The organism is Bradyrhizobium sp. IC4060 (assembly GCF_020193715.1).
In the GTDB taxonomy this organism is placed as follows: domain Bacteria; phylum Pseudomonadota; class Alphaproteobacteria; order Rhizobiales; family Xanthobacteraceae; genus Bradyrhizobium; species Bradyrhizobium yuanmingense.
In genome coordinates this window covers 520,845-539,964 of record NZ_JADYVJ010000002.1, presented here as the reverse complement: position 1 = coordinate 539,964, position 19,120 = coordinate 520,845, and the positions used below count along the sequence as shown (strand labels likewise).

Below are 19,120 nucleotides of genomic sequence, written 5' to 3'. Positions count from 1 at the left end.
CTGGACTGTTTCATGCGCATTCTCATCCTCGGCGGCAGCCAGTTTCTTGGGCGCGCGATAGCAAGCCATGCTTGCGCGGTCGGTCACGACGTGACCTGCGCCGCGCGCGGACTCGCGGGGCCGATCGCTACGGGTGCGCGCTTCATTCAGATCGACCGCGACCTGGCCGACGGACTTGGGCCACTCACGGTTGAGACGTTCGACGCCATGGTCGACGTCTCGCGTCATCCCGGCCAGGTCCGCCGTGCGGTCGCCGCGCTGAAGCGGCCGGGCGTGCATTGGACCTTCGTGTCCACCGTCAGTGTCTATGCGGACAACCGCGTGCCGGGCCAACGGGCCGACACGGCGCCGCTGCGCGAGCCCATTGGGGCAGATGTCGAGCACAGCACCGACGCGATCTACGGCGCCGCCAAGGTGGCCTGCGAACAGGCGGTCGGCGATGATGCCTTCATCTGCCGCGCCGGACTGATCGCAGGCCCCGAGGACCCGACCGGACGGTTCGCCTATTGGCCGGCGCGGCTTGCGCGCGGCGGCGAGGTGCTGGCGCCGGGATCGCCGGAGGATGCGGTCCAGTTCATCGACGTGCGCGATCTCGCGCAATGGATCGTGCATGCGGCAGAGAGCGGTCTCGTCGGCATCTATGACGGGATTGGGCCGATCCGCACGCGCGGCGGATTCCTGAGCGAATGCGCATCCGCGCTGAACGCGTCCTGCACCTTCACCTGGATCGATCGCGCCTTTCTGGAAGCGCATGACGTCAGGCGTTGGGCGGGCCCGCGGTCCTTACCGATGTGGCTGCCATTGCCGGACTACGCCGGCTTCCTGACGCGCGATACCTCGCCGGCGCGCGCGGCCGGATTGACCTCGCGACCGCCGGGAGACACCGCGCGCGATACGCTTCATTGGCTCCGCGCCAACAACGGGCCAGTCGTCGGTCTCACTGCCGAAGACGAGAAGGATGTGCTCGCGGCGTGGCATGCGCGCCAGCCCTAGGTGCGGACGGGCCATCGTTCGCCGGTGAAAAGCGCCTTGTCGTGACAAATCTGTCAAAGGCCACACTGCCGTTTTCGGTGCAAGACCCGTGACCGCCATGGCTATGGTGTTCCACGACTGCCCGTTTGTTGGTAGCCTGCCGCACCGACAGACAGCAATCGGGGACCACCGAATGACGCGCGCCAATCCCGCATCTCCCGCACGACGCAATGGAGCAGCGAGGAAACATATCGGTCGGGCACTCGCCGCAACCGCGGCATTGGCTGCGCTCGCCGGCTGCGAGGACAAGAACACGTTCGTGGCGCCGCCGCCGCCCAAGGTCGACGTCGCGACGCCGGTGCAGCGTCCGGTGACGCGCTACATCGAGGCCACCGGCAACACGGCACCGATCAAGAGCGTCGATCTCGTCGCGCGCGTGCAGGGCTTTCTGCAAACGATCGACTATCAGGACGGCACATTCGTGAAGCAGGGCACCCAGCTGTTCACGATCGAGCCTGAGACCTACAAGCTCAAGCTCGAGCAGGCGCAGGCGGCCGAAGTCGGCGCGCAGGCTTCGCTCCGGCAGGCGGAGGCCGACTACAAGCGACAGGCCGAGCTGGTGCAGCGCCAGGCCGTCTCGCAAGCCACGCTCGATAATTCCACCTCCGCGCGCGACAACGCCCAGGCCAATCTGCAGCAGGCCCAGGCCAACACCAAGCTCGCCGAGGTCAATTACGGCTACACCAAGGTCACGGCACCGTTCGACGGCATCGTCAGCGCGCACATGGTCTCGATCGGCGAGCTCGTCGGCGTCTCCTCGCCGACCCAGCTCGCCACCATCGTGGCGATGGACCCGATCTATGTGAACTTCACCGTCAACGAGCAGGACGTGCTGCGCATCCGCGCCGAGGCGACCCGTCGCGGACTGACGCCCGCGGACATGAAGCACTTCCCGATTCAAGTGGGGCTGCAGACCGATACCGGCTACCCTCATGAGGGCAAGCTCGACTACGTCTCGCCGACCCTCAACCAGTCGACCGGCACGCTGGCCGTGCGCGGCCTCGTTCCCAACGACAAGCGGGTGCTGCTGCCTGGCTATTTCGTCCGGGTCCGCGTGCCCTTCGACCAGGAGAAGAGCGCCCTGCTCGTTCCCGACACCGCGCTCGGCAGCGACCAGGGCGGCCGCTATCTCCTCGTCGTCAACAGCGACAACGTCGTCGAGCAGCGCAAGGTACAGATCGGCCCGGTCGACAACGGCCTGCGCGTGATCGAGAGCGGCCTGAAGCCAGAGGATCGCGTCGTGACCGCGGGGCTCTTGCGCGTCATCCCGGGCCAGAAGATCGACCCGCAGGTGACGAAGATCGAGCAGACGCAGGCCTCGAGCAAGTAGGGGCTGCCAGCCATGATCTCAAAGTTCTTCATCGAGCGGCCGGTCCTCTCGAACGTCATCGCGCTGTTGATGATCCTGATCGGCGGCGTCGCGCTGTTCAATCTCGCCATCGCGCAATACCCCGACGTGGTGCCGCCGACCGTGCAGGTCACCACGCGCTATCCCGGCGCCAGCGCCAAAACCGTGATCGATACCGTGGCGCTGCCGATCGAACAGCAGGTCAACGGCGTCGAGGACATGCTCTACATGCAGTCCTACAGCGGCTCCGACGGCACCTACACGCTGACCGTGACCTTCAAGATCGGCACCGACCTCAACTTCGCGCAGGTGCTGGTGCAGAACCGCGTCTCCAGCGCATTGTCGCAATTGCCGCAAGCCGTGCAGAACCAGGGAGTCACCGTGCAGAAGCGGTCGACCTCGATCCTGTTGTTCGTGACGCTCACCTCGCCGGATGCGAGGTACGACAGCCTCTACTTGAGCAACTACGCCAGCATCAACATCCGCGACGAGCTCTCGCGCCTGCCCGGCGTCGGCAACGTCACCGTATTCGGCGCCGGGCAATACTCGATGCGGATCTGGCTCGATCCCAACAAGCTGCAGGTGCGTGGCCTGGTGCCGCAGGACGTGATCCAGGCAATCCAGCAGCAGAGCCAGCAGGTCGCCGCCGGTCAGGTCGGCGCGCCGCCGACGCCGCCGGGACAAGCGTTCCAGTACACGCTGAACGTCAACGGACGGCTCGACGATTCCGGCCAGTTCGAGAACATCATCGTCAAGACGGGCACGAGCGGCGACGTCACGCGGGTGCGCGACGTCGGCTGGGTCGAACTCGGCGCGCAGACCTACAGCCAGATCTTCTCGCTCAACAAGCAGCCCGCGGTCGGCATCGGCGTGTTCCAGTCGCCGGGCGCCAACGCGCTGCAGGTCGAGCAGGCCGTCGAGAAGAAGATGGCGGAGCTCGCCAAGCGCTTCCCCGAAGGCATCAAGTACGACACGCCGTTCGACACCACCAAGTTCGTCGAGGCCTCGGTGCACGAGGTCTATATGACCCTGATCGAGGCCGGCCTGCTGGTGCTGGTCGTGATCCTCATCTTCCTGCAGGACTGGCGCGCGATGCTGGTGCCGGCGACGACCGTGCCTGTCACCATCATCGGCGCCTTCGCCGCGATGGCGGCGCTCGGCTTCACCATCAACATGTCGACGCTGTTTGCGATCGTGCTCGCGATCGGCATCGTGGTCGACGACGCCATCGTCGTGGTCGAAGGCGCCGCCCACAACATCGAACAGGGCATGAACGGCCACGACGCCGCGATCCGCGCGATGGACCAGCTGTTCGCGCCGATCGTCGGCATCACGCTGGTGCTGATCTCGGTGTTCCTGCCCGCTTCGTTCCTCGCCGGACTGACCGGGCGCATCTACTCGCAATTCGCGCTGGTGATCGCCGCGACCGCCCTGCTCTCCGCCATCAACGCCGCGACCTTGAAGCCGACGCAATGCGCGCTGTGGCTGCGGCCGGCCGTGCCGCCGGAGCAGCGCAATTTCTTCTATCGGGGCTTCAATGCGATCTACAACCGCGTCGAGCGCGGCTACACGCGGCTGATCACGTTCCTCGTGAAGCACGCCACCATCTCGGTCGCGTTCGCACTGCTGATCATCGCCGCCAGCGGCTACGGCCTGTCGCGGGTGCCGACCGGCTTCCTGCCGATCGAGGACCAGGGCTATCTGATCGCCGCGGTGCAGCTGCCCGACGGCGCCGCGCTGGAGCGGACGCAGGCCGTGCTCGACAAAGCGAGCGGGCTGATCAAGGACACGCCCGGCGTGGCGCAGGTCATCACCATCGCCGGCATCTCCGCGCTCGACAACAGCGCCAGCCTCGCCAATGCCGGTGTCGCCTACATCATCCTGAAGGATTGGGACGCGCGTAAAGGGCTCGGTGAGGATCTGCGCTCGCTGGTCTTTGGCCTGAACGACAAGCTCGCTGATATCATGGAGGCGCGCACCATCGTGTTGCCGCCGCCGCCGATCCAGGGCATCGGCAACGCCGCCGGCTTCTCGATGCAGGTCGAGCTGCGCGACGGCAACAGCGATTTCGCCAAGCTGCAGGCTATCACCGGCGCGATGGTCACCAACGCTCAAAGCCAGAGCGCGCTGCAGCGCGTGCAGTCCTCGTTCCGCTCCTCGGTGCCGCAATTCAACGTCGAGATCGACCGCGTCAAGACTCAGACGCTTCATGTCACCACGGATCAGGTGTTCTCGGCGCTGTCGACCTATCTCGGCTCTTCCTATGTCAACCAGTTCAACAAGTTCGGCCGCGTGTTCCAGGTCTATACGCAAGCCGATCCCGCCTTCCGCGTCACCGAGCGCGACATCGCCAACATGCAGGTGCGCAACTCGAATGGCGACATGATCCCGATCGGCACCGTCGCAAAGATCACGCCGGCCACCGGCCCGTCGCTGATCAGCCTCTACAATCTCTATCCGTCCTCGACCGTGATCGGCCTGCCGGCGCAGGGCTATTCGTCGGGCCAATCGCTGAAGCTGATGGAGGAAATCGCGGACAAGACGTTGCCGCCCGGCACCGGCTATGAATGGACCGCGATGTCGTATCAGGAGAAGGCGGTCTCGAACCAGATCTACTGGGTGTTCGGCCTCGCCATGCTGCTGGTCTATCTCGTGCTCGCCGGCCAGTACGAGAGCTGGTACGCGCCGATCTCGGTGATTCTCGCCGTGCCGCTGTCGCTGCTCGGGCCGATGCTGATCCTCTCCGCCCTCAAGATCGACAACAACCTCTATTGCCAGATCGGCCTGATCCTCCTGATCGCGCTGTCGGCCAAGAACGCCATCCTGATCGTCGAGGTGGGGCTCGAGCTGCACGGCCGCGACGGCAAGCCGATCATCGAATCCGCGATCGAGGCCGCGCGCGCCCGCTTCCGGCCGATCCTGATGACCTCGTTCGCCTTCATCCTCGGCGTCGTCCCGCTGGTGCTCGCCACCGGCGCCGGCGCCAGCGCGCGCAAGTCGATCGGCATCACGGTATTCTCGGGCATGCTGGCCTCGACCTGCCTTGCGGTGCTGTTCGTGCCGGCCTTCTTCGTCGTGGTGCAGCGTTTCGAGAACTGGCGGTCGTCGAAGAAGAAGCCGCAGGCGGTGGCGGAGGTGAAGCCCTAACCCTGCTCCGCCGGCGCCTGCCGCGCCTCGCCGCTCGAGACCAGGAGCACCGAGACCTTCGACTGTCGCAGCACTGCATCGGCGACGCCGCCGAAGGAGAGATGGTCGGCCTGGATCCGGTCAACGCCCATGACGACGAGGTCGACGTCGGTGGTGTCGATCTCGCGCAGAATCGCCGCCTCCGGCGCGCGGTTCACGCGCAGGGTCGTGGTGATGTCGACGTCGTAGCGGGCGGCGAGATCGCTGGTGTCCTTGAGGATGCCTGTCTCCTGGCTCAACCCGCGCGAGCTACCGCGCTGCGCACCCTTGTCGCGCGTCGTCGCTACATAGACCACCCGAAGAGAACCTGAGCCGGCCTGCGCCAGCGCCACGGCGACCTCGGCACCGCGCTTGGAGACGGCGCTGCCGGACACGGGAACGAGGATGTTGAGCGCCTCGGGCATCGGCTGTTTCAGGTGCTTGCCCTTGGCGGCCACGATCGCAAGCGGTCCTTCGAACTTCGCGGCAATATCCTCGACCTTGCGATCGAAACGGTCCTTGGTGGCGGCGACCTTGGCGATGCCGACGACCAGGAGATCGGAGCCTTTGCGCGCCTCGTCGGCAATGGTCTCGCCAAGCTCCGCGCGCCTGGTGCGGCTGATGACATCGACGCTGCCGGCATCGTTGTCGCTGTTGGCGGAGACGGTTTCGGCCGCCTTCTTCACCACGGCTTCGTGGCTCACTTCCTCGCCGCGCCCCTTCTCTTGTTCCTCGGCGCGCTTGCCGATATGCAGCACCGTGATCGGCAGGCCGCGCATGCCGGCGATCAGTCCGGCGACATGCGCGGCGAAGGTGGCGTTGACGCTCTCGTCCACGGCGAGCAAGGGACGTTCGAGATTGGCGACGAAGCCGCGCCTCTCGAACTCCTCGCGCTCCAACCGCTCCTTCTCCTCCGCGCTCATCGGCAGCCTGGCCAGCGCCGCGCGCAGCATCGGCGGCATCGCCATGGTGGTCACGATCGCCATCGTCACGATCATCGTGAACAGGTTCTGGCTGAGCACGCCGATCGACAGGCCAATGGTCGCGATGATGACCTCGGTCGAGCCGCGCGCGTTCATGCCGCTGGCGAGGGCCAGCGACTCCCTCCCGTTCAACCCGCCCACGGTGCCGCCGACGAACGCGCCACCGAACTTGCCGACGCTGGCGATCACGACGAGCAGGCCGGTGAGCATCAGGAGGTTGGGATCGCGCAGCACCGTGAGATCGGCGCTGAGCCCGGCGAGACCGAAGAACACCGGCATGAAGAAGCTTGAGATCAGCCCGCGCAGGCGCTCGTCGATCTGCCGCGTCAGGATCGGCGATTCCCCGACCAGGATGCCGGCGACGAAGGCACCTAATACGGTGTGGACGCCGATCAGATGCGTGATCATCGCCATGACGCTCATCAGCAGCAGGATCACGGAGATGACCGCGGCCGCGCTGACGAGATTGTCGTTAGCCCAGCGGATCAGCTGGAACACCAGGCGGCGGCCGATGGTGAAGCTGACCGCGAGGAAGGCGAGCGTTCCCAGCACCGACTTGGTCACGGAAGCGATGTCGAGCGAGCCTTGCGAAGCGAGGCTGAAAATGACGGCGATGATGATCCAGCCGATGGTGTCGTCGATCACGGCGGTCGCGACGATGATCTGCCCGACGTTGCGGCGCATGAAGTTCATCTCACGCACGACGACCGCGACGATCTTCACCGAGGAGATCGACAGCGCCGTGCCCATGAACAGCGACGCCACCAGGCGCTCCTGCGGATTGGGCAGCAGCGCATCCGGCAGGAACTCGCCGAGTGCGAAGCCGCAGGCGAACGGCACGACGATGCCAGCGATCGAGATCGCGATCGCGGCCCTGCCCACCTTCCGGACCAGCTTGAGGTCGGTTTCCATGCCGGTCAGCAGCAAAAGCAGCAGGATGCCGAACTGGGCGATGCCGGCGATCATCGCCTTCTGCTCGGGCGTGTTGGGAAAGATCGCGGCTTGCGCCTCGGGCCAAATCCAGCCGAGCAATGACGGCCCCAGGATGATGCCGGCGAGCAGCTCGCCGATCACTGAGGGTTGGCCGACGCGCATCATGATCTCGCCGAGGCCGCGACCCACCGCGATCAGCAGGACGATCTGCGCCACCAGCAGGAATTCGGACGGGCCGGCCGATTTGCCCGCTTCGGCGCCGGCCGCAATGGTGGTGAGGATGAGCGCCGCGGGGACGAGGCCGACCGGCCGGAGCAAGGTCCACAGCATGCAGGCGTCATTTCCCCTTTACCCGGCCCCGCTGTCGGGGCCACGGGGATAGAACCCGCGGGAGGCGGCGGGAGTTCCTGCCGCGCACGACGGGACGGAGGGGGCAAAAACGCCAAACGCGAAAACAACCCCATGCACAGTAGGGATGCCGTTGAAAACTTTTAAAAAGTTCGGCTTTGCCGAAACGGCTTGCTCCGTCGGGCAAAACACTGGCAGAATGGCATCGTGGGTGGCATGGCGAGGGTGCCTCCTCATTCTCCGTCATTCCGAGCGCAGCGACTTGTCCGCCGAAGCCTTGGCGAAGGCGGAAGCAATCCAGAATTTTTCCGCGGCGGCAATTTGGATTGCTTCGTCGCAAGGGCTCCTCGCAATGCGGTGGAGAGAGTCTCCCTCACACCACCTGCGGCGTGCGGATCTCGCGCGGCAGGATCAGCGCGGCGGCGATGGCGAGCAGGCAGAGGGCGGCGAAGGCGTGCAGCATGGTGACGAATCCGCCCCGCTCATAGAGCCAGGCGACCAGACCGACGGAGGCGCCGGCCGCGGTGAAACCGACGAAATAGCGCACGGCATAGGCGCGCGAACGCCACTCTTCCGTGGTGTATTTGCCGACCATGGCGTCGTTGACCGTCACCTGCCCGAACGCACCCATGACGATGCCGATCGAAACGACGATCAGCGGCAGGTTGGACAGGCTCGCGGCCAGATACAGGAATGGCGCCAGCATGAAGGAAAGTGGCAGCGCCACCGTCTTCAGGGAGTAGCGGTCGAGCAGCCGGCCGATCGTGTACTGCGTCATCGCGCCGAACACGTAGACGCCGGCGGCGATGACACCTAACAGCGCCGGGCTCTTGGTCAGGTCCGCAAGGCGCTCGGCGAACAGCTTTGGCAGCGCCACGGTGACGGCGTTGAAGGTCGTGGAGATCGCGATCACCACGATCAGCAGCGCCAGGATCACGCGCCACATGTCCTGCCTGGCCACCCGCGCCTGCGCCGCCGCTTGCTTCGAGCCCTTGCGGTCCTCATGCACGACGCTCAGCGCGAAGGCGATGCCGATCAGGACCGTAACCGCGCCAGGAACGATGAACGCAAAACGCCAGCCGAGATATTGGCCGATCACGCCGGTGACCAGGGCCGACGACGCCACGCCGAGATTGCCCCAGACGCCATTGATGCCCATCTCGCGGCCGAGCCGGTCGGCGTAGGACACGATCATGGCGGTGCCGACGGGATGATAGATCGACGCAAAGATGCCGATCGCAAGCAGCGCCGCGCCGAGCTGCACGGGGGTCTGCAAGAAGCCGACCGCGATCATCGAAAGGCCGATGCCGACGAAGAAGATCAGCATCATGTGGCGGCGGCTCCAGCGATCGCCCAGCCAGCCGGTGAGCAGCGAGCCGGCGCCGAAGGCAACGAAGCCCGGCGTCGCGTAGGGCAAGAGTTCCGAATAGGCCATGCCGAGCGCCGGGCCCATGATGATGACAGCGGCGGCGAAGATCAGCATCGAATAGTGGTCGATGAAATGACCTGCGTTGACGAAACCGATGACCCGACTGGGGCTGTTCATTTACCGAATCCTCTCCTGCTCCGAAATGAGTTATATGTCCTCCCCATGACGGGATGCCGCCAATGACTGTCTTGAAAACGCCAATCTTGGAAACACCAAGCTTGGAAACGCCAATCCTGCGGGCGGTCCGGAGCAACCACCGCTCGCCCGCGGGCGTGCACCTGGTCGCGCGCGACTATCCCAAGGGGATACGGATCGATCTGCACATGCACCGCGAGGCGCAGCTGATCTATGCGGCGAAGGGCACGATGCAGGTGACGACGCCCGGGGGACGCTGGCTGGTGCCGCCGGACCGCGCGGTCTGGGTGCCGGCCGGGCTCGAGCACGCCATCGACCTGCTCGCCGACATCGAGATGCGCACGCTGTATTTCGACCTGTCCTGGCTGAAGCGCGAGCAGCGCTATGACGGCCTGACCAGGGAATTCGTGGTGCGGGTGTCGCCGCTGCTCAATCAGGCGATCCTCGCGCTGTTCGACGGGCGCAACACCGAAGAGCGCACCGAGCTCCTGGTGCGCCTCGTGATGCTGGAATTGCACCAGGCCGAGGATTCCGCGACTTTCGTGCCGCTGCCGCGCGAAGCGCGCTGCCGCCGCGCCGCGATGATCGTGCTCGACGATCCCACCGGCCTGCACGACATCGACACGCTGGCGCGCGCGGTCGGAACCTCCGCGCGTACGCTGTCGCGGCTGTTTTCGAGCGAGACGCAGCTGAGCTTCAAGAGCTGGTGCCAGCGCGCGAGGATTGCGGCGGCGATCGAGCGGATATCGACGGATGCGAGCGTGTCGGTGAAGCAGCTCGCGACCCAGCTCGGCTATGCCAGCGTGCCGGCGTTCTCGGCCGCATTCCGCCAGGTGACGGGTCGGACGCCGACGGAGTTTGCAACACACGCGGTGTCGTCGCCCGGCTTGACCGGGCGACCCAGTACGCCGAGACGGCTCGGCTAGAATCGAGAAGCTGCGGCGTACTGGATGCCCCGGTCAAGCCGGGGCATGACAGCGCGTTGGAATGAGCACTGCCCGGCATATCATCGACCCGTTCCGGCATGCCCTCATTCTCCAAACGCACGGCGGAGCGAAAGATGCCGCATTCGCCTGCTTGATTGTGATCGGCTTGCACCCAAATCCCGTGTAAGCTTGCCGCATCGCACAGACCTGATACGAAAGTCCCGATGGCCAACGCCTTCTTCTCCGACCTGCTTGCCACCATCTCCGAGCGCGGCCGCACCTTGCTTCGCCGGGGGGACGCCGCCGATACCAAGCATGATGCCGACGGACTGCTCGAGCTCTGCGATGCGCTGCTGTCGGGCCGGGGCGAAGCCTCGGGCACCGCGATGGCGCGCGAGGTGCTCGACATCTACCGGGAGCTGGACGCGGCGGCACGCCGCGCCTTCTTCGAGGGCTTGGTGCGCGATTTCGGTCCCGACCGGGAGCGCCTGTCCAAGGCGATCGAGACATGGCGGGCCGCGCCCAGCGACGAAGACGCAAGCTCGCTGCATTTCGCTTCCGAGCCGCGGCGGCAGGAATTGATCCGCCGGCTCAATCGCGCGCCCGGCGGTACTGGTGATCTCGTCAACATGCGCGCCGATCTGCTCGGCATGATGAACGGGCACACCGATCTCGCCGCGCTCGACCGCGACGTCTCGCATCTTCTTTCTTCGTGGTTCAATAGGGGGTTTCTCGTGCTGCGCAGGATCGACTGGTCGACGCCGGCCAACATCCTCGAAAAGATCATCCGTTATGAGGCCGTGCACGAGATCTCGGACTGGGATGATCTGCGCCGCCGCATCGATCCGGTCGACCGGCGCTGCTACGCCTTCTTCCATCCTGCGATGGTGGACGAGCCCTTGATCTTCGTCGAGGTGGCGCTGACCGAGACGATCCCCGGCGCGATCCAGCCCCTGCTCGCAGTCGACCGCCAGCACCTGCCGATCGAGCGCGCGCGCACCGCCGTGTTCTATTCGATCTCCAACACCCAGCGCGGCCTGGGCGGCATCTCCTTCGGCAGCTTCCTGATCAAGCAGGTGGTGGAAGAGCTGCGCCGCGAGTTGCCGAAGCTCGACACCTTCGTCACGCTGTCGCCGGTGCCGGGCTTCATGGCCTGGGTGAAGCAGGACAAGGATCTGCCGCTGTCGGACGAGGACCGCGAGGTGCTGAGGCGCCTCGACGATCCCAGATGGTTCGAGAGCCCGGAGACGGCGGCGCTGCTCCGCGCCGTGCTGGAGCCGCTCGCGGCGCACTATTTCCTCAAGGCGCGCACGCCGAAGGGCAAGCTGATCGATTCCGTCGCCCGCTTCCATCTCGGCAACGGCGCTCGGCTGGAGCGCATCAACTGGCTGGGCGACCTCTCGCCCAAGGGAATGCGCGAGTCCGCCGGCGTCATGGTCAACTACCTCTACCGCCTCGACGACATCGAGAAGAACCACGAGGCCTATGCCAATGACGGCGAGGTCGTGGCGTCGAGCGCGGTGAAGAAGCTGCTGAAGGGCGAAGGGCGAAGGCTGCTGGATATGCGGCTGTCGTAGGGGGCGGACGCTTACCACATCGTCATTGCGAGCACAGCGAAGCAATGCCGCCGTGGAAAGATTCTGGATTGCTTCGCTGCGCTCGCAATGACGGAGTATGTGGTGACAGCTTGCGAAACCCAACGACCGCCCGCTGCAGGCTCGGACGACGACCGGATGACTTCCGCTCCCTCCCCGTCGTTGCGAGGAGCCCTTGCGACGAAGCAATCCAGACTGCCTCCGGGGAGAGATCCTGGATTGCTTCGCTACGCTCGCAATGACGGAGGACGTGGCAGCGGCTCGCCGAGTAGCCGCAGATCTCCTGCCGGTCAGATCAGCGTCTCGTACAAATCGTCCCAATTCGGATTGAGGCTCTCAATGAGCGCAAGCTTCTTCGCCCGGCTGCCACCTTTGATCTGCTTCTCGCGCACAATCGCGTCGGACATGGTCGCGTGCAGCTCGTACCAGACGAGGAGCTTGCAGCCGTACTTCGATGAAAAACCCTTTACCAGTCCTTCGCGATGCTCGAACGCGCGGCGCGGCGGATTAGAGGTGACGCCCGTGTAGATCGTCCCGTTGCGGCGATTGGCGAACATGTACACGCAGGGTTGCTTCATGATCGCACTCGGCTGAGGACAGCTTCTACAATAGCGCAACCAGGAGATGACTACGAGGCTTTCGCCAGCGTCATTGCGAGGAGCCGTTGCGACGAAGCAATCCAGACTGCCGAAGCGGAAAGACCCTGGATTGCTTCGCTGCGCTCGCAATGACGGAGTGTGTGGCGACAGCTCGCGCAATTCGGCACATTGGGCTGCGGGCCAGACGCCCGCGAGCGGCCAGTGGCTCCTCCACCGTCATTGCGAGGAGCTCTTGCGACGAAGCAATCCAGACTGCCTCCACGGAAAGATTCTGGATTGCTTCGCTGCGCTCGCAATGACGGAGTGTGTGGCGACAGCTCGCGCAATTCGGCACATTGGGCTGCGGGCCAGACGCCCGCGAGCGGCAGTGGCCCCTCCACCGTCATTGCGAGGAGCTCTTGCGACGAAGCAATCCAGACTGCCTCCGCGGAAAGATTCTGGATTGCTTCGCTGCGCTCGCAATGACGGAGCGTGCGGCGCGGACGTCGCGCTCCAACGATACTCCTACTCCGCCAGCGCCTGCATCTCCTTGTAGAGATCGGACTTGCCTTCGAAGCCGATGCCTGCAAGCTCGGGCATGGTGATGTGGCCGTTCTCGACGCGGACGCCGTCGGGGAAGCCGCCATAGGGCTGGAACAGGTCGGGATAGCTTTCGTTGCCGCCTAAGCCGAGGCCGGCGGCGATGTTGAGCGACATCTGGTGGCCGCCGTGCGGGATGCAGCGGCTCGGCGACCAGCCGTGGGTCTTCAGCACCTCCAGCGTGCGCTGGTATTCGCACAGGCCATAGGACAAGGCGCAATCGAATTGCAGCCAGTCGCGGTCGGGGCGCATGCCGCCGTAGCGGATCAGATTGCGGGCGTCCTGATGGCTGAACAGGTTCTCGCCCGTCGCCATCGGGCCCGGATAGAATTCGGCGAGCGCGGCCTGCAGCGCGTAGTCGAGAGGATCGCCGGCTTCCTCGTACCAGAACAAGGGATAGTCACGCAGCATCTTGGCGTAGGCGATGGCGGTCTCCAGGTTGAAGCGGCCGTTAGCATCGACGGCGAGCTGCGCGTCCTTGCCGATTTCCTTCAGCACTGCCTCGATGCGCCTGCGGTCCTCGTCGATATCAGCGCCGCCGATCTTCATCTTGACGACATTGTAGCCACGATCGAGATAGCCGCGCATCTCGGCCCGCAGCATCGAGAGATCCTTGCCGGGATAATAGTAGCCGCCCGCGGCGTAGACGAAGACGCGCGGATTGGCTTTGACGCCGTGGCGTTCGGCGAGCAGACGGAACAGCGGCTTGCCCGCGATCTTCGCCACCGCGTCCCACACCGCCATGTCGATGGTGCCGACCGCGACCGAGCGCTCGCCATGGCCGCCCGGCTTCTCGTTGGTCATCATCGCGGCCCAGACCTTGTCGGGGTCGAGATTGTCGCCGGCCGCGTCGAGCAGCGACTTTGGATCGGCTTCGACGATGCGCGGAGCAAAACGCTCGCGGATCAGGCCGCCCTGCCCGTAACGGCCGTTGGAGTTGAAGCCGTAGCCGACGACGCGCTTGCCGTCACGGACGACATCGGTGACGACGGCGACGAGGCTGGTCGTCATCTTCGTGAAGTCGATATAGGCGTTGCGGATCGGCGAAGAGATCGGCTTTGTAATTTCGCGGACGTCGACGATGCGGACGGACATGGGGTGGGCCTTCAGTGGTTATTATCGTCATTGCGAGGAGCGAAGCGACGAAGCAATCCAGACTGCCTCGGCGGAAAGATCCTGGATTGCTTCGCTGCGCTCGCAATGACGAGGAGAGAGTGCGCGCTCCTCGCAATGACGAGGAGCGAACGGCGCGCGCTCAGGTCAAGCCTATTTCTTATCCCTGAAATACGGCTCCACCGGACCGTGCACCTTGATGGTCAGCGGGTTGCCGTGGCGGTCCTTGGCGTTCCCTGCGGTGACGCGGACCCAGCCTTCGCTGATGCAGTACTCCTCGACATTGGTCTTCTCGATGCCCTTGAAGCGGATGCCGACGTCGCGCGACAGGATCTCCGCGTTGTAATAGGGGCTGTTCGGGTCGACCGACAGGCGGTCCGGAAATTCGTCGCTCATGATTGTCTCGCTCACAACAGTGTTTCGATTCGATTGCGCAATCCTTCGGGCCGGGCGGTCGGCGCGTAGCGCGCGACCACGCGGCCCTCACGGTTCACCAGGAATTTGGTGAAATTCCATTTGATGGCGGCGCCGAGAAGCCCGGATTGCTGGCGTTTCAGGTACTCGTACAGAGGATGCGCCTTCGGCCCGTTGACGTCGATCTTCTCGAACAGGGGAAAGGTGACGTCGTAATGGGTCGAGCAGAATTCCTGGATCTCGCTCGCCTGCCCCGGTTCCTGCGTGCCGAACTGGTTGCAGGGAAAGCCGAGCACCGAGAAGCCGCGCGGAGAGAGGTCGCGATGGAGATCCTCGAGGCCGCGATATTGCGGCGTGAAACCGCATTTGCTCGCGGTGTTGACGATCAAGAGCACCTGCCCCTCGAAACGCCGCAGGGCGACCTCCTCGCCGGCCAGCGAGTTGGCCTTGAAGTCGTAGATGGCGGTCATCGCTAGCCCACGGGATCGATCGGCGATGGCGGCACGCCGCCGGCCTCGATCGCTTCGCCCGCGAGCAGGCACAGATCCTCGCGATAGCGGCCAGAGACGATGTGCACGCCGACCGGCGCCCTGCCGACGAGACCTGTGGAGACCACGAGGCCCGGCAATCCCATGAAGGGAATCGCGATCTGCGGCAGCTGCGCTTCCCAGACCCGCTTGAAGGAATCCTCGTCCTTGCGATCGAGATGGTCGGGGAACGGCAATTCGCCGGAGACCGGCGTCAGCAGCACGGCGTATTTTTCGAAGAACAGCATCCAGTCGCGGGTCAGCGTGGCTCGCCGGGTCAGCGCCTTGGCGTAATTGGCCTGATCCATCGGCGTGACCCTGGCGCGGTTGCCGCGCAGGCAGGCCAGTGCGCCGGGATCGCCCTCGCGCTCGGCCATCTCCAGCTGCGCCTCATAGCCGTCACCGAGCCAGAGCTTGATCTGCCATTCCACCGCTTCGCGCATCGGCGGCGTGTCCTCGATCACATCGACGGTCCAGCCCGCGCGCTCCAGCCGCTTGCCGGCATCGCTCACCGCGGCCTTCACCTCCGGTGCGGTGGCAAGGCCACCCGGATTGAGGCACAGCGCAGCGCGCTTGTCCCGTGCGGGTCCTTGCAGCGGCACCGGCGCGAACCAGGGATCGCGGATGTCGCGGGCCGACATCGCTTCAAGCGAGATGCGCAAATCGTTGACCGTGCGCGCCAGCGGGCCCGAGACCGCCATGATCTGCGGACCGATCGGGCGCTCCGGCAGCGCCGGGTTGAAGGCGGGAATGCGTCCGAGCGTCGGGCGCAGACCGTGCACGCCGCAGGCATAGGCGGGATAACGGATCGAGCCGGCGATGTCGGTGCCGTGCGCGATGTGGCCGATGCCGGCCGCGACCGCCGAGCCGGCGCCGCCGGACGAGCCGCCCGGCGTCAGCGAAGCGTCGCGGGGGTTCTTGGTGTCGCCGTGGATGAGATTGGTGGTGAACCAGCGGTAGGAGAAGGCCGGGCAATTGGTGCGGCCGAGCAGGATGGCGCCCGATTTCCGGAAATTGGCGACCACCGGATTGTCCTCGCGCGCGATCAGGTCGCGCTGCAGCTTGAGGCCGTTGGTGGTGGCAAAGCCTTCCTGGTCGACATTGGCCTTGATGGTGACGGGCACGCCCGCGAGGACGCCGGGGTCCTCGCCCCGGCTAATTGCGGCATCGACGGCATCGGCCTGCTTGAGCACGTCATCCGGCCGGTGGTCGATCACCGCGTTGAGCTGGGGATTGACGGCATCGAGCCGCGCGAGACCGGCCTTGGCGGCCTCCCTGGCGGAGACTTTTTTGGACCTGACGAGGGTGGCGAGGTCGGCGGCCGACAGGCGCCAGAGATCTTGCATGGCTTGCTCCGTATGACAGGCGTCTTTTAGCGCCGGGAACGCGGCAAAGCCATGCGGATTTCGCGGGGGTGCCTCCGTCATTGCGAGCGCAGCGAAGCAATCCAGACTGCCGCCGCGGAGGCAGTCTGGATTGCTTCGTCGCAAGGGCTCCTCGCAATGACGTGGAGGGAGTGGTGGGCCTCTCTTGCCACCTCGCGGACTGGTCCGGCTAATGCCTCGTCGCGGACTGGTCCGGCATGTCGAGCAGCGCTTCGGTGAAGGGAAACTCCAGCACGATCTCGCCGTCGGCGTCGGTGACCTCGATGACGGCCTCCAGCAGCGCCGGCTGGGTTCCTTCCGACTTCACGACCTCAAGGATCATCTGGCGCGCGACCTCCCAGGCGCGATCGGGGTTGCGCAGGTCCTCGCCGTCAGGATCCACGATCAGTTCGTCGCCGATGCGGGTGTTGAAGAAATATCTGGGCATGCCTGATCCAATGGGGTCGTCTGTCGCCGATGAGAAGCCGGTCCTTACTCACAACTGGTTTATCCCGACAGGGATCACGACCTATCGGCAATTTTGCGTATCTGATCCGCTCATCTTTGCGGCCGCAATACGCCATCTTTGCAGTGCAACAATTCCCGCAGCCTACTACCTAGGTCGGGAAAATTTCACTGGCGAACTTTGCCGTCCGCACTAATTTGTCCAATGGGCGGATACGTCCGAATTCGCGAAAATGGAGAGCCAAATGGCCTGGAAAGCCCCTAAGATCGTCGAAGTGCCCTGCGGCATGGAAATCAATATGTATGTGAGCGCCACCCGCAAGTAAGCGGCTGGTGGAAACGCGTTCTGCGCAGGTGGTTCTTTCGGTCACGATACGTTTCCGGCAGAGAGAAACCTTGTCCGAAACTGTCTCGGCCTGAGATCCACCTCGCCAATTCGCCTCCAGGAGACGGATCATGCTTCGCGTCGTCGTCCTGGGCGCCGGGGCCGGCGGCGGAGTTCCGCAGTGGAATTGCGGCTGCGAAGGCTGCCGCGCGGCTCGTGCGAAGGGACAAGAGCTGTTTCGAACCCAGGCTTCGGTCGCCTTCAGTGGCGACGGCGAGCACTGGTTCCTGATCAACGCCTCCCCCGATCTTCGCCAGCAATTGAACGCCACGCCGCAGCTGCACCCAAAGGCGGGCGCGCTGCGCCACACGCCGATTGCGGGCGTGATCTTGACCAACAGCGAAGTCGATGCGGTGGCCGGCCTGCTGTCGATGCGCGAAGGCTCGCCCTTCACGATCTATGCGCACGAGAAGGTGCTGGCGATCCTCAGCTCCAACAGCATCTTCAACGTGCTGAACGAGAAGAACGTGCGGCGCCAGCCGATCGCGATCCGCGAGCCGTTCGAGCCGCGGCTGCCCGATGGTGCGCGCTCGGGGCTCGAGGTGCTGCCCTTTGCCGTGCCGGGCAAGTCGGCCTGGTATCTCGAAGGCAAGGTGCATCCGGGCGGCGAGAGCGGCGACGGCGACACGCTGGGCCTGAAGATCACCGACAGGGTCACGGGCAAGTTCTTCTACTTCATCGCGGCCTGTGCCGAGGTGACCGACGCGCTCAAGGCCGAGATCGACGGCGCTTCACTGGTGTTCTTCGACGGCACCGTCTGGCGCGACGACGAGATGATCAGGGCTGGCCTCGGCCACAAGACCGGCAAGAGCATGGGCCATGTCGCCATGTCCGGCGAGGACGGCGCCATCGCCCGGCTGGCCGATCTCAATATCGACAGGAAGCTGTTTCTGCATATCAATAACTCGAATCCGGCGCTGCTGCCCGGCTCGCCCGAGCGCAAGCTCACTGAGGAGGCGGGCTGGCAGATACCCGCGGATGGAACGGAGATCGTGCTGTGAACGCCGCATCACTGACTGGAATGACCGCGCTCTCGATCGGCAAGGACTTGAAGCTCAACTCCGCCGAGGAGCTCGAGGCAACGCTGCGCCACATCGGCGCCACGCGTTATCACAGCCTGCACCCGTTCCATAAGCTGCTGCATGGCGGCAAGCTGAACAAGGGCCAGGTGCAGGCGTGGGCGCTCAACCGCTACTATTACCAGAGCACCATTCCGATCAAGGACGCGGTGGTGATCTCGCGCTTCCGCGACCGCGCCACGCGGCTGGAATGGCGCCATCGCATCGAAGACCATGACGGCGATGTCGGCAGCGAAGGCGGCATCGAGCGCTGGATCAAGCTGACCGAAGGGCTCGGGCTCGACACCGCTTACGTCGAATCCACCGAAGGCATCTTGCCGGCGACGCGCTTCGCGGTCGAAGCCTATGTGCACTACTGCCGCGAAAAAAGCCCGCTGGAGGCGATCGCCTCCTCGCTAACCGAGCTGTTCGCGCCGAACCTGCATGAAGAACGCATCTCGGGCATGCTGGAGCACTACGACTTCGTCAACCCCGACATCATGAGCTACTTCAAGCGCCGCCTGACCCAGGCGCCGCGCGACGCCAATTTCGCGCTCGATTATGTCAAGAGGCACGCCACGACGCCGGAGCAGCGCGCGCAGGTCTGCAACGCCCTGATCTTCAAGACCAACGTGCTGTGGGTGCAGCTGGATGCGCTCCAGCATGCCTATGTCGAGGGCCACATTCCGCCGGGCGCGTTCGTGCCCAAAGCGAGCTGAGGA

At 64.9% G+C, this 19,120-nt stretch carries 16 protein-coding genes; 8 read left to right on the top strand and 8 right to left on the bottom strand.

All coding sequences use genetic code 11. The features are described from left to right. The first annotated feature begins 12 nt into the window (after positions 1-12). The 3 genes from I6F16_RS09350 (at position 13) to I6F16_RS09340 (ending at position 5,527) form a co-directional block, all read left to right on the top strand. Positions 13-993, top strand: coding sequence for an NAD-dependent epimerase/dehydratase family protein (locus I6F16_RS09350; RefSeq protein ID WP_225112133.1), 981 nt, complete (start codon positions 13-15; stop codon positions 991-993). Between the two features lie 172 nt (positions 994-1,165). Beyond that, positions 1,166-2,362: an efflux RND transporter periplasmic adaptor subunit gene (locus I6F16_RS09345; protein WP_225112132.1), complete on the top strand. Its 1,197-nt coding sequence runs from the start codon at positions 1,166-1,168 to the stop codon at positions 2,360-2,362. A gap of 12 nt (positions 2,363-2,374) precedes the next feature. Next, positions 2,375-5,527, top strand: a complete 3,153-nt coding sequence (locus tag I6F16_RS09340) for a multidrug efflux RND transporter permease subunit (protein WP_225112131.1) — start codon at positions 2,375-2,377, stop codon at positions 5,525-5,527. Here the strand turns inward: I6F16_RS09340 and I6F16_RS09335 are convergent. Further along, positions 5,524-7,791 (bottom strand): cation:proton antiporter, encoded by a 2,268-nt coding sequence (locus I6F16_RS09335; RefSeq protein WP_225112130.1) that lies wholly within the window; start codon positions 7,789-7,791, stop codon positions 5,524-5,526. The genes I6F16_RS09340 and I6F16_RS09335 overlap by 4 nt on opposite strands. A 391-nt stretch (positions 7,792-8,182) precedes the next feature. Then, positions 8,183-9,355 (bottom strand): MFS transporter, encoded by a 1,173-nt coding sequence (locus I6F16_RS09330; RefSeq protein WP_225112129.1) that lies wholly within the window; start codon positions 9,353-9,355, stop codon positions 8,183-8,185. A gap of 53 nt (positions 9,356-9,408) precedes the next feature. On the opposite strand from I6F16_RS09330, the gene I6F16_RS09325 reads away from it, so the two are divergent. Continuing rightward, positions 9,409-10,299 (top strand): helix-turn-helix transcriptional regulator, encoded by an 891-nt coding sequence (locus tag I6F16_RS09325; protein WP_225112128.1) that lies wholly within the window; start codon positions 9,409-9,411, stop codon positions 10,297-10,299. Between the two features lie 224 nt (positions 10,300-10,523). After that, positions 10,524-11,876 (top strand): malonyl-CoA decarboxylase, encoded by a 1,353-nt coding sequence (locus I6F16_RS09320; protein WP_057026055.1) that lies wholly within the window; start codon positions 10,524-10,526, stop codon positions 11,874-11,876. A 308-nt stretch (positions 11,877-12,184) separates the two neighbouring features. Here the strand turns inward: I6F16_RS09320 and I6F16_RS09315 are convergent, their stop codons facing one another. The 6 genes from I6F16_RS09315 to I6F16_RS09290 all read right to left on the bottom strand — a co-directional run bounded on the left by I6F16_RS09315 (position 12,185) and on the right by I6F16_RS09290 (position 16,938). Further along, complete coding sequence (locus I6F16_RS09315) at positions 12,185-12,472, bottom strand: GIY-YIG nuclease family protein (protein ID WP_057026054.1); 288 nt, start codon at positions 12,470-12,472, stop codon at positions 12,185-12,187. Between the two features lie 525 nt (positions 12,473-12,997). Continuing rightward, entirely contained in the window at positions 12,998-14,167 is a 1,170-nt protein-coding gene (tarD, locus tag I6F16_RS09310; RefSeq protein ID WP_225112127.1) for a D(-)-tartrate dehydratase, read from the bottom strand. 171 nt (positions 14,168-14,338) lie between these two features. Then, on the bottom strand, positions 14,339-14,581 hold the full coding sequence (locus tag I6F16_RS09305; protein WP_036007363.1) for a DUF3297 family protein: 243 nt from the start codon (positions 14,579-14,581) through the stop codon (positions 14,339-14,341). Between the two features lie 11 nt (positions 14,582-14,592). Further along, the gene (locus I6F16_RS09300; protein ID WP_225112126.1) at positions 14,593-15,069 is read right to left on the bottom strand and encodes a glutathione peroxidase; all 477 of its coding nucleotides are present in this window, start codon (positions 15,067-15,069) and stop codon (positions 14,593-14,595) included. A 2-nt stretch (positions 15,070-15,071) separates the two neighbouring features. Continuing rightward, entirely contained in the window at positions 15,072-16,472 is a 1,401-nt protein-coding gene (locus tag I6F16_RS09295) for an amidase family protein (RefSeq protein ID WP_036027256.1), read from the bottom strand. 208 nt (positions 16,473-16,680) lie between these two features. Further along, positions 16,681-16,938 (bottom strand): hypothetical protein, encoded by a 258-nt coding sequence (locus I6F16_RS09290; protein WP_036007354.1) that lies wholly within the window; start codon positions 16,936-16,938, stop codon positions 16,681-16,683. 262 nt (positions 16,939-17,200) lie between these two features. Between I6F16_RS09290 and pqqA the strand changes: the two genes are divergently transcribed. The 3 genes from pqqA to pqqC all read left to right on the top strand — a co-directional run bounded on the left by pqqA (position 17,201) and on the right by pqqC (position 19,117). Continuing rightward, a complete protein-coding gene (gene pqqA / locus I6F16_RS09285) occupies positions 17,201-17,281 on the top strand; it encodes a pyrroloquinoline quinone precursor peptide PqqA (RefSeq protein ID WP_007595659.1) in 81 nt (26 codons plus the stop codon). Positions 17,282-17,411: 130 nt separating this feature from the next. After that, entirely contained in the window at positions 17,412-18,341 is a 930-nt protein-coding gene (gene pqqB, locus I6F16_RS09280) for a pyrroloquinoline quinone biosynthesis protein PqqB (protein WP_225112125.1), read from the top strand. Then, positions 18,338-19,117, top strand: a complete 780-nt coding sequence (gene pqqC, locus I6F16_RS09275) for a pyrroloquinoline-quinone synthase PqqC (protein ID WP_057026050.1) — start codon at positions 18,338-18,340, stop codon at positions 19,115-19,117. Before pqqB ends, pqqC begins: the two co-directional genes overlap by 4 nt. The last annotated feature ends 3 nt before the right edge of the window (positions 19,118-19,120 follow it).

Coding starts and splice junctions, on each gene's coding strand:
- pqqB (WP_225112125.1), top strand. CDS start 17,412: ATGCTTCGCGTCGTCGTCCTGGGCGCCGGGGCCGGCGGCGGAGTTCCG.
- I6F16_RS09315 (WP_057026054.1), bottom strand. CDS start 12,472: ATGAAGCAACCCTGCGTGTACATGTTCGCCAATCGCCGCAACGGGACG.
- I6F16_RS09305 (WP_036007363.1), bottom strand. CDS start 14,581: ATGAGCGACGAATTTCCGGACCGCCTGTCGGTCGACCCGAACAGCCCC.
- pqqA (WP_007595659.1), top strand. CDS start 17,201: ATGGCCTGGAAAGCCCCTAAGATCGTCGAAGTGCCCTGCGGCATGGAA.
- I6F16_RS09295 (WP_036027256.1), bottom strand. CDS start 16,472: ATGCAAGATCTCTGGCGCCTGTCGGCCGCCGACCTCGCCACCCTCGTC.
- I6F16_RS09345 (WP_225112132.1), top strand. CDS start 1,166: ATGACGCGCGCCAATCCCGCATCTCCCGCACGACGCAATGGAGCAGCG.
- tarD (WP_225112127.1), bottom strand. CDS start 14,167: ATGTCCGTCCGCATCGTCGACGTCCGCGAAATTACAAAGCCGATCTCT.
- I6F16_RS09290 (WP_036007354.1), bottom strand. CDS start 16,938: ATGCCCAGATATTTCTTCAACACCCGCATCGGCGACGAACTGATCGTG.
- I6F16_RS09335 (WP_225112130.1), bottom strand. CDS start 7,791: ATGCTGTGGACCTTGCTCCGGCCGGTCGGCCTCGTCCCCGCGGCGCTC.
- I6F16_RS09330 (WP_225112129.1), bottom strand. CDS start 9,355: ATGAACAGCCCCAGTCGGGTCATCGGTTTCGTCAACGCAGGTCATTTC.
- I6F16_RS09350 (WP_225112133.1), top strand. CDS start 13: ATGCGCATTCTCATCCTCGGCGGCAGCCAGTTTCTTGGGCGCGCGATA.
- I6F16_RS09300 (WP_225112126.1), bottom strand. CDS start 15,069: ATGACCGCCATCTACGACTTCAAGGCCAACTCGCTGGCCGGCGAGGAG.
- I6F16_RS09340 (WP_225112131.1), top strand. CDS start 2,375: ATGATCTCAAAGTTCTTCATCGAGCGGCCGGTCCTCTCGAACGTCATC.
- I6F16_RS09320 (WP_057026055.1), top strand. CDS start 10,524: ATGGCCAACGCCTTCTTCTCCGACCTGCTTGCCACCATCTCCGAGCGC.
- I6F16_RS09325 (WP_225112128.1), top strand. CDS start 9,409: ATGCCGCCAATGACTGTCTTGAAAACGCCAATCTTGGAAACACCAAGC.